Source organism: Streptomyces sp. NPDC001985 (genome assembly GCF_040296845.1).
In the GTDB taxonomy this organism is placed as follows: domain Bacteria; phylum Actinomycetota; class Actinomycetes; order Streptomycetales; family Streptomycetaceae; genus Streptomyces.
In genome coordinates this window covers 41,530-50,800 of record NZ_JBEOYB010000061.1, presented here as the reverse complement: position 1 = coordinate 50,800, position 9,271 = coordinate 41,530, and the positions used below count along the sequence as shown (strand labels likewise).

The following is a 9,271-nucleotide window of genomic DNA, read 5'->3' as shown; positions in this document are numbered from 1 at the left end:
GCCCGCCGCCCGCGCACCGCCCGCCGTTCGCCGACCGCCCGCCGCCCGCGCACCGCGCACCGCCCGCTCCCGGTGCCGCTCCCGCTCCGGTGCCGCCCCCCCCCGGCTCCGTACCGCCCCCGTGCTCTGTACCGCCCCCGTGCTCTGTACCCCCGGCTCCGTACCGGCGCCGACTCCCGTACGCGGCCCGCAGAGGTCCGTCCGGGACACCCGGAAGGTAGGTTCGGTCCATGCCGGTGATCGCCGTTCTCGCCCTCGACGGAGCCCCCGGACATCAGCTGACCGCCCCGGGTCTCGTGTTCGACGCCGCCGCCCGGACCCACCGCCGGGCCCGCTACGAGGTCCGCGTCTGCGCCGGTCCGGGGTTCACCGCCACCGGCGGGCCGGTACCGCTCCGTATCACCGCCCCCTGGGGGACGGACGGGCTCATCGGCGCCGGCGCCGTCGTCCTCACCGGCCACGACCGCCACCGGGAGGAGCCGCCGGCCGCCGTGCTCGACGCGGTCCGCGCGGCCGCCGCGCGCGGCAGCCGGATCGCCGCCGTCGGGACCGGCGCCTTCACCCTCGCCGCCACCGGCCTCCTCGACGGCCGCCGTGCCACCACGGGCTGGCGCCACACCGCCGAACTGGCCCGGCGCCATCCCCGTGTCGAGGTGGACCCGGAGGGCACGGTCGTCGCGGACGGCCCGTTCCTCACCTCGGCGGGGATCTTCGGCGGGGTGGACGTCTGTCTGCGTCTGCTCGCCCTGGACCACGGCCCGCGCGTGTCCCGGGAAACCGCCCGGCAGCTCATCACGCCGCTGCACCCCGCCGCCGACAGTGTCCACGAGGGCATCGCCCGGGAACTCGCCGACAACGGGGGTCTGGAACCGACCCTGAGGTGGGTACGGGAGCGGCTCCACCTCCCCCTGACCCCGGCCGACATGGCCGGCCACGCGGGGATCAGCGTCAGCAGCCTGGGCCGGCGCTTCCGGGCCCGCACCGGTGTCACACCGCGCAGGTATCTGCTGGACGCGCGCCTCCAGCGGGCGCGCCGGCTGCTGGAGGAGACCGACGAGCCCGTGGAGCTGATCGCCGCCCGCACCGGCTTCGGCTCACCGGCCCGGCTGCGCCACCACTTCCGCGCGCTGACCGGCCTGACCCCTCGTGCCCATCGGGTGGCCCACCGCGCGGCCCACCGGGCGTCCGGCGGGGACACGGGCCGGTAGACCCTCACCGCGAGACGGCGCCGCGCGGGCCTTCCGGTCGCGCGGCCCTGCGGTCGCGCGCTCGCGAGATCGGATCTCGCGAGCGCGCGACGCCGTCTCGCGCCTTCTCCGTGACGGCGCGGAACGGGCGCCACCGGAGCCGGGCCGCCGAGCAGAGGGAGGGCACACGTGCGGAAGCGGGACGGGCGGCACGGGCGGCACGGTCAGGACAGTCAGGACAGTCAGGACAGTCAGGACGGGCGGGACTGTCCGCCGGATGATCACTCTCCGTTGCGAGTCGCCGTCATCATCGGCAGTACGAGGGAGGGCCGCGCCGGTGAGGAGATCGGCCGCTGGGTCACCGGGCGGGCCGGTGACCGCACCGATCTGGAGCTGTCGGTGATCGATCTGCTCGACTTCGACTTCCCCGCCCGCTACCCCGACCGCACGACCGGCCCGGCGGCCGACTTCGCGGCGTTGATCGCCGCCGCTGACGGCTTTGTCGTCGTCACCCCCGAGTACAATCGTTCCTTCCCCGCCTCTCTCAAACAGGCCATCGACTTCGCCTATGACGAGTGGCGCGGCAAAGCGGTCGCCTTCGTCAGCTACGGCCACGGTTCCTGCGGGCTGTACGCGGTCGAGCAGCTGCGCTCGGTCTTCACCGAGCTGCACACCGTGACCCTGCGTAACGTGGTCGGTATCGACCTCCTCGGCGCGGGGTGGGAGGAGCGGGAGCGCGCTCTGCACCGCATGCTCGACCAGCTCGGGTGGTGGGGGCTGGCGCTGCGGGAGGCCCGCGCGGCGCGGCCCTATGTCTGCTAGCCCGGGACCTCCTGGTCCGGGAGGTCCGGGAGGTCCGGGAGATCCGGGATCGGTCTCCCGGTCGGCGATGAGTTCCGCCGCCCGTTCGAGTCGACAGAACCAAGACGTCCAATCGAAGATCCATTCGAAGGAAATTTCTCGTCAATGAGTACAGAACTGGCAATTGAGGCCGAGGGTCTGGTGAAGATCTTCGGTGAGAACCGGGCCGTCGACGGCGTCGATCTCGCCGTCCCCGCCGGCACCGTCTACGGCGTCCTCGGGCCGAACGGCGCGGGGAAGACCACCACCGTGAAAATGCTCGCCACCCTGCTGCGCCCCGACGGGGGCAGCGCCCGGATCTTCGGCAAGGACGTCCGGAAGGACGCGGACGCCGTCCGCGCCCGGGTCAGCCTCACCGGGCAGTACGCCTCGGTGGACGAGGACCTCACCGGCACCGAGAACCTCATCCTGCTCGGCAGGCTCCTCGGCCACTCCAGGTCCGCCGCCCGCGCGCGGGCCGCCCAGCTTCTCGACGCCTTCGGGCTGACCGAGGCCGCCGGGCGCCAGGTGAAGAACTACTCGGGCGGCATGCGCCGCCGTATCGACATCGCCGCCTCCATCCTCAACACGCCCGATGTGCTCTTTCTCGACGAGCCGACCACCGGTCTCGACCCGCGCAGCCGCAACCAGGTCTGGGACATCGTCCGCGCCGTCGTCGCCCACGGCACGACCGTCCTGCTGACCACGCAGTACCTCGACGAGGCCGACCAGCTGGCGTCCCGGATCGCCGTGATCGACCACGGCCGGGTCATCGCGGAGGGCACCAAGGGCGAGCTGAAGGCGTCCGTCGGGGCCGGCGCGGTCCATCTGCGGCTGCGGGACGCCGCGCAGCGGCCCGAGGCCCAGCGCGTGCTGGCCCTGACCCTCGGCTCCGAGGTGCTGCTCGACCCCGACCCGGTCGCGCTGACGGCCCGGGTCAACGGCGGCGGTGACCAGAGCGCGGCCGAGCAGGCGGGGCGGGCGCTCGGCGAGCTGGCCCGCACCGGAATCACCGTGGACAACTTCTCCCTGGGCCAGCCCAGCCTGGACGAGGTCTTCCTCGCCCTGACCGACAAGAAGGGGGCGGCATGAGCACCGCGACCACCACCAAGTCCGCCCAGGACAAGAGCGCCGACGATCTGCTGCTCGATGCCCCGAGGGCGGAGGATCTCGCCGCGCTGCTGGTCAGCAAGGAGAAGCCGGCGAAGCCCAGCGCGCTCTCCGCGTCGCTCACCTTCGGCTGGCGGACCATGCTCAAGATCAAGCATGTGCCCGATCAGCTCTTCGATGTGACGGCCTTCCCGATCATGCTGGTGCTGATGTACACCTACCTCTTCGGAGGTGCGCTGGCCGGCTCCACCTCGGAGTACATCCAGTTCCTGCTGCCCGGCATCCTCACCATGAGCGTGGTGATGATCACGATGTACACGGGCATCGCGGTCAACACCGATATCACCAAGGGCGTCTTCGACCGCTTCCGCACGCTGCCGATCTGGCGGCCCGCGCCGATGGTGGGCTATCTCCTCGGCGATGTCGTGCGCTATGTCATAGCGTCCGCGGTGATGCTGACCGTCGGCATGATCATCGGATACCGGCCGGACGGCGGGCCGCTGGGCGTGGTGCTCGGGGTGGCGCTGCTGCTGGTCTTCGCCTTCGCCTTCTCCTGGGTCTGGACGATGTTCGGGCTGCTGCTGCGCAGCGAGAAGTCCGTGATGGGCGTCAGCATGATGGTGATCTTCCCGCTGACGTTCCTGAGCAATGTCTTCGTCGACCCGAAGACGATGCCCGGCTGGCTCCAGGCGTTCGTGAACAACAGCCCGGTGACCCATGTCGCCACCGGTGTGCGGGAGCTGATGGCCGGCGAGTGGCCGGCCGCCGATATCGCCTGGTCCCTGGGGTGGTCGGCGTTCTTCGTGATCGTCTTCGGTTTTCTGACGATGCGGCTCTACAACCGCAAGTGACCCCCGCGCACGGGGGACACGGGCAGGCGGCGGACGCTCTCCCGGCCGGGTTCTTCCCCACTCGGCCGGGAGAGCGTCCGCCGCCGTGGTCCCCGCCGCCCCCTCCCCGGTGGCCGGCCGGCGCGGACCGGACGTCCGGTGCGGCTGGTGCTGGTGCTGGTGCTGGTGCTGGTGCTGGTGCTGGTGCTGGTGCTGGTGCGGCCGGCGCGGGCCGGTCGTGCGGTTGCGTGCGGTGCGGCTGGTGGGGGCCCGTCCGGCCGGTGCGGTTGACCTTCTCCCCCGGGGAAGGGCCAGCATCGATTCCGCCGGGCCCGCCGCCCGGTGCGAGGGAGGAACCATGGACCGGCTCACCATCGGCGCGTTCGCCCGGGAGTCCCGGCTGTCGGCGAAGGCGCTGCGCCGCTACGACGACCTGGGGCTGCTGCCGCCGGCGCGCGTCGATCAGTTCACCGGCTACCGCTACTACAACCGCTCCCAGCTGGACCGGGCCCGGCTGGTGGCATGGCTGCGGCGGATCGGGATGCCGCTCGTCCGTATCCAGGAGGTCTGTGATCTCCACGGCACGGACCCGGCCGCCGCCGCGCAGGCGATCCGGGCCTACTGGGCCCGGGTGGAGGCGGAGACCTCCGCCCGCCGGGACCTGGCGCTCTTCCTCGCCGATCAGCTCGTTCAGCCATCGGGGAAGGACACCGTCACCATGACGTCTCTGGGAATCCGCTATGCCGCCCGCACCGACCGGGGGGCCGTGCGCCCCACCGATCAGGACGCCGCCCACGCCACCCCGGGCCTGCTCGCCGTCGCCGACGGGTTCGGCGGCGAGGGCGCCCTCGCCAGCGCCGCGGCGATCGACGCGCTCAGGAACATCGAAGGGCTGGAGGGGCCGGAAGGACCCGGCCCCGGTCCGGACGGCCCGAGCCGCCCGCTGCGGGCCGGGGATCTGCTCAACTCCCTGGAGGACGCCGTCCACCGGGCCAACGCCGCCGTGAGCGGACTCGCCGAATCCGGTACGACCCTGACCGCGCTGGTCCGGAGCGGCTCCCGGCTGGCGCTCGTCCATATCGGTGACAGCCGCGCCCAGTTGCTCCGCGACGGGGAGCTGTCCCGGATCACCCATGACCACACCGTGGTGCAGCGGATGATCGACGAGGGCTCGCTGACGGTGGAGGAGGCGGCCTCGCATCCGCAGCGCACCCTGCTGCTGAGGGCCCTGACCGGCGATGAGGAGACCGCCCGCCCCGATCTGCGGCTGCGCGAGGCCCGGGCCGGCGACCGGTATCTGCTCTGCTCGGACGGGCTGTTCAACGCCGTGCCGGAGGCGCTGATCCGGGAGGCGCTCACCACGGTCGCCGACCCCGAGGAGACCGTCACCGCCCTGATCGCCCTCGCCCACCGGGCCGGCGCGCCGGACAACATCGCCTGTGTGGTCGCCGATGTCGTCGCCCTGGAGGAGACGGCGGCGGTGGATTCCGGGGCGGCGAGGAAGCAGAAGGCCCTGGGCCCCGGGCCCGGCATCCGCTGACCGGGCCCTGACCCCGCTTCCGCGTTCACCGCCGGTGCCGGGGCGCCGTGGTCGGAAATCCACCGCCCGGCCCGGGGCGCCGTGGTCAGAGCCGCCACTCCACCGGCTTCGGCGGGCGGTAGGAGCAGTGCGCCCCGGTCGTCACCGACTCCCGCAGATGCGCGGCGAGGGGCGGGTGGAGCTTCGCGAGCTTCCGCAGGCTGTCGCGGATGCGCGCGGTGACCGTCTTACGGGCCCGCTCGGCCTCGTCCCCCAGCCGCCGCGTGCGCCCGCCGAGGCCGGCGGCCGTGCGCAACTCGTCCAGCAGCGCCGCCCGCTCACGGGTGAACTCCTCCGCCCTGCGGGTGTCGCCGAGGACGGCGGCCCGGTCGATCTCCTCGTCCAGCCGCTCCAGACGGAGCCGGTAGCGGAGCTTGGCCTCGTCGTCCAGCACCGGATCGCCGCCCAGGCCGCGAGCGGCGATCACCACCGCACCGGCCTCGGGGGCGAGCAGGGAGACGGCCGCGAGGTCGTCCCCCGGGTGCGCCAGGAGGGTGTGCAGGTCCCGCAGCCCCTTGGCGTCGGGCACATGGACGGAGAGCCCGTCGAAGGAGAGCTCCCAGACGGCTCCCTCCCGCCGGAACCGGGGCCGGGAGGTCTCCTTCTCCCGCCCGGGACCCTCCGCGCCGGGCGCCCCGCCGGACAGGGCCGCCTGCGGTGCTCCGGCCGCGCCCCCGTGACCCGTCCGGTCCAAGAACCCGCCCCCGTGGCCCGACCGGCCCGGGAACCCGCCCCCGTGACCGGCTCCGCCCCGGGACCCTCCCCCGGCATCCGGACGGGACCGCGCCGGCCCTTCGGCGCCGGCCGCCGGGGCGGGCAGCAGATGGGTGAGCCCCAGCTCCTCCGCGTCCCGCCGCACCCCCTCGGCGAGACCCCGGCCCCCGGCCGCCCCGGCCGCAGTGGCACGGGCCTCCGGGCCCAGCAGCTCCAGCAGCGCCGCCCGCGCCCGGACCGACCACGGCCGCGCCCGGAGCCGGTCCGCCGACTCGCGGGCCGCCGTCAGCTCCGCCACCGCGGCCTCCCGGTCGCCGCGCGCCGCATCCAGCAGCCCCAGCCAGAGGTCGACGGGACCGCTGATGTCGCACCCCCACAGCGACACCACCCACTGCCCCCGGTACGGCGCCAGCGCCGCCCTGGCCTCCTCGATCCTCGCCCTGTCGCCCGACACCGCCGCCGCCTGGGCCCGCATCCGCAGCGCCAGCGGCTGGAACGCCCGGGGCAGCGGCTCCCGCAGGGCCGCGATCCCGTCCGCGTGGAGCAGGGCGAGAGCGGTGTCGCCGGTCTCGGCCGCCGTCACCCCCGCCAGCAGCTCCGGATAGGGATGCGCCTCCTTCACCTGCTCCCGTGCCTCGGCGAACCGGCCCTGGAGCATCAGCTGCGCCCACCGCATATGGGAGGCCACATAGTGGTAGGGCGCCTGCCCGAGGCCGAGGTCCGTCACCTGGGAGAGCAGTTCGGTGCCCTCGTCGAACCGGCCGCTGAGGGTGGCGACCAGCGAGTTGTCGACGGATTTCGCCAGCTCGTGGCGGCGCAGCCCGGAGCGCTCGGCGAGCCTGCCGAAGGTGCGGAGCTGGTCACGGAAGCGCGGATCGCCCAGCTCCAGCAGGGTCACCCAGCGCATCGAGCCCGCGTGCAGCTCCAGGTCCGTGTTCCCGGAGCGGCGGGCGACAGTGATCACCTCTTCGGTGAGGGCGAGCCGCTCCTCGCTGGTGCCCAGCCCCCAGATGGTGTCGTGCCGTGCCCAGAGGGAGAACGCCAGCGCGTCGTCGTCGGCGCCGCTGCGGGCCAGGGCCGTGGTCCGCACCGCCAGGTCCTGGGCGATCCGTTCGGACGACAGATCTGTCGGGTCCTCCCCGGCGGACCCGATGAGCGCGCGGTGCGCGTCCCGCAGCAGGGTGCTGTTCCGGGTGTCCTCGTCGTGGGTGAGGCCGTACTGGTGGAGGGTGATCGCCACCCGGGCCAGCAGGGTGGGGTCGCGGAGCCCGTGGGCCAGCTCCACGGCGTGGTCGAAGGAGGCGCGGGCCTCCTCGGCGGCGTCCCGCTGCCAGAAGACACTGCCCAGTTCGAGGGAGATCAGCGCGATCCGGCGCCGGTCGTCCCCCGCCGTCTCCATCGCCCGCCGGTAGTGGCCCTCGGCCTCCTCGCTCGCCAGCCGGCCCGCGGCGTGCCGGGCCGCCGCCGTCAGCAGATCGACCCGCTGATCCCGCTCCACCTCCTCGCCGGCGAGATAGGCGTGTCCGGCGAGATCGGCGGAGTGGGTCTTCTCGCTGAGCGCCGGGGCGCCGTCCAGGGCGCGGACGACGGCGGCGTGCAGCCGGCGCCGCCGGGCCTCGTCCAGCTCGCCGTAGAGGGTCTCGCGGACGAGGTCGTGGGCGAAGGCGAACCGGCCGTCCGGCTCCACGGTGACCAGCCGGGCCGCCACCGCGCGCTCCATCAGCCGGTCCGCGTGGGGCACGGGCACGGCGGCCGTCGCCGCGAGCACCTGGCGGTGGAACGCGTGGCCCAGCACGGCCGCCGTCTCCAGCAGCCGGCTCACCTCATCCGGCAGCAGCGCCAGCCGCTGCCGCACCGCCTCGCGCACCCCCGGCGCGACGGTGGTCACCGGGCTGCCGCCGCGCCAGGCGCGGACGGTCTGCTCCACGAAGAAGGGGTTGCCGCCGGTGTGCCGGTGCACCTCGTCCACCAGGGCGGGTTCGGGCTCGACCCCGCCGGTGAGCGCCATCAGCGCCCCCACCTCGTCCCGCCCCAGGCCGGTGAGGGTGACGGTGGCGGCGGCCCGCGCCGCCAGCGGCAGGATCAGCTTCTGGAGAGGGTGGTCGGCGGCCTCCACCTCGACGTCCCGGTAGGTGCCGATCAGCAGCAGCCGCTCGAACCACGCGTGCTGGGCGGCGAATTCGAGGAGCCGGAGCGAGGCGGGGTCCGCCCAGTGGAGGTCCTCCAGGACGACGGCCACCGGCCGTCGCTGGGAGGCGGTGACCAGGGCCGTGGTCACCGCGTCGTACAGCGGGAAGCCCTCGGCCGCCTCGCGGACCGGGCCCGGGTCCTCGCCGAGCAGCATCCCGAGCCGCCCGCCGGCCGCGCGCTCCGCCTCGGCCCACTCCTCCTCGCCGATGCCGCGCCGCAGACCGCGCACCACCTGCACCCACGGCCAGTAGCCCGGGGCGCTGTCGGAATCCCAGCAGGAGCCGCCCAGCACCAGCGCCCCGCGCCGGCGCGCCTCGTCCGCCCCGTCGGTGACCAGCACGGTCTTGCCGATCCCGGCCTCGCCGGTGACGAGCACCAGACCGCCATGGCTCTCCGCCGCGCGGACTATCTCCGCCCGGAGGACACCCGCGGGGTGGTCACGACCGATGAGTACAGGGCTCATGCCCGAAACCTTAGGAGGCGGCACTGACAACGCGCACGGGAGAATGCGCGCGGTCCGTGCCGCCCCGGCCGGGACGGGCGAGGAAACGGCTGGTCGGAGCGGTCTCCCGGCCTCCACCGGCGGACCTCCGGCACCCGGGAGCCCCCGGCACCCGGGACCTCTCCCCGGCGCTCAGGCCCGCGGCGTTCAGGCCCGCGGCGTTCAGGCCCGCGGCGTTCAGGCCCCCGGCACCCGGGCCCTCGCGCTCAGCCCCTCGCGCTCAGCCCCCGACCAGGAGCCTCCCGACTGGGAGTCACCGCCCGGGAGTCCCCGACCGGAGCCCCCGCCCAGGAGCCCCCGGGTGCCCGGCAACTCCCGG

General features: G+C 74.3%; 6 protein-coding genes. 5 read left to right on the top strand and 1 reads right to left on the bottom strand.

All coding sequences use genetic code 11. The features are described from left to right. Positions 1–230 precede the first annotated feature (230 nt). From ABT122_RS25070 to ABT122_RS25050, 5 genes are all read left to right on the top strand, one after another. Entirely contained in the window at positions 231–1,208 is a 978-nt protein-coding gene (locus tag ABT122_RS25070) for a GlxA family transcriptional regulator (protein WP_351556432.1), read from the top strand. Positions 1,209–1,478: 270 nt separating this feature from the next. Then, positions 1,479–2,009, top strand: coding sequence for an NADPH-dependent FMN reductase (locus ABT122_RS25065; RefSeq protein ID WP_351556429.1), 531 nt, complete (start codon positions 1,479–1,481; stop codon positions 2,007–2,009). A gap of 144 nt (positions 2,010–2,153) precedes the next feature. Next, entirely contained in the window at positions 2,154–3,119 is a 966-nt protein-coding gene (locus ABT122_RS25060) for an ATP-binding cassette domain-containing protein (RefSeq protein ID WP_351556426.1), read from the top strand. Further along, positions 3,116–3,988 (top strand): ABC transporter permease, encoded by an 873-nt coding sequence (locus tag ABT122_RS25055; RefSeq protein ID WP_351556423.1) that lies wholly within the window; start codon positions 3,116–3,118, stop codon positions 3,986–3,988. The genes ABT122_RS25060 and ABT122_RS25055 overlap by 4 nt, the downstream gene beginning before the upstream one ends. A gap of 337 nt (positions 3,989–4,325) precedes the next feature. Next, a complete protein-coding gene (locus ABT122_RS25050) occupies positions 4,326–5,507 on the top strand; it encodes a MerR family transcriptional regulator (protein ID WP_351556420.1) in 1,182 nt (393 codons plus the stop codon). Between the two features lie 85 nt (positions 5,508–5,592). Here the strand turns inward: ABT122_RS25050 and ABT122_RS25045 are convergent, their stop codons facing one another. Then, positions 5,593–8,913, bottom strand: coding sequence for an ATP-binding protein (locus tag ABT122_RS25045; protein WP_351556417.1), 3,321 nt, complete (start codon positions 8,911–8,913; stop codon positions 5,593–5,595). Positions 8,914–9,271: the final 358 nt, after the last annotated feature.

Excerpts from the sequence above, each read along its gene's own strand:
- ABT122_RS25070 (WP_351556432.1), top strand. The coding sequence starts at position 231 with ATGCCGGTGATCGCCGTTCTCGCCCTCGACGGAGCCCCCGGACATCAG.
- ABT122_RS25060 (WP_351556426.1), top strand. The coding sequence starts at position 2,154 with ATGAGTACAGAACTGGCAATTGAGGCCGAGGGTCTGGTGAAGATCTTC.
- ABT122_RS25055 (WP_351556423.1), top strand. The coding sequence starts at position 3,116 with ATGAGCACCGCGACCACCACCAAGTCCGCCCAGGACAAGAGCGCCGAC.
- ABT122_RS25050 (WP_351556420.1), top strand. The coding sequence starts at position 4,326 with ATGGACCGGCTCACCATCGGCGCGTTCGCCCGGGAGTCCCGGCTGTCG.
- ABT122_RS25045 (WP_351556417.1), bottom strand. The coding sequence starts at position 8,913 with ATGAGCCCTGTACTCATCGGTCGTGACCACCCCGCGGGTGTCCTCCGG.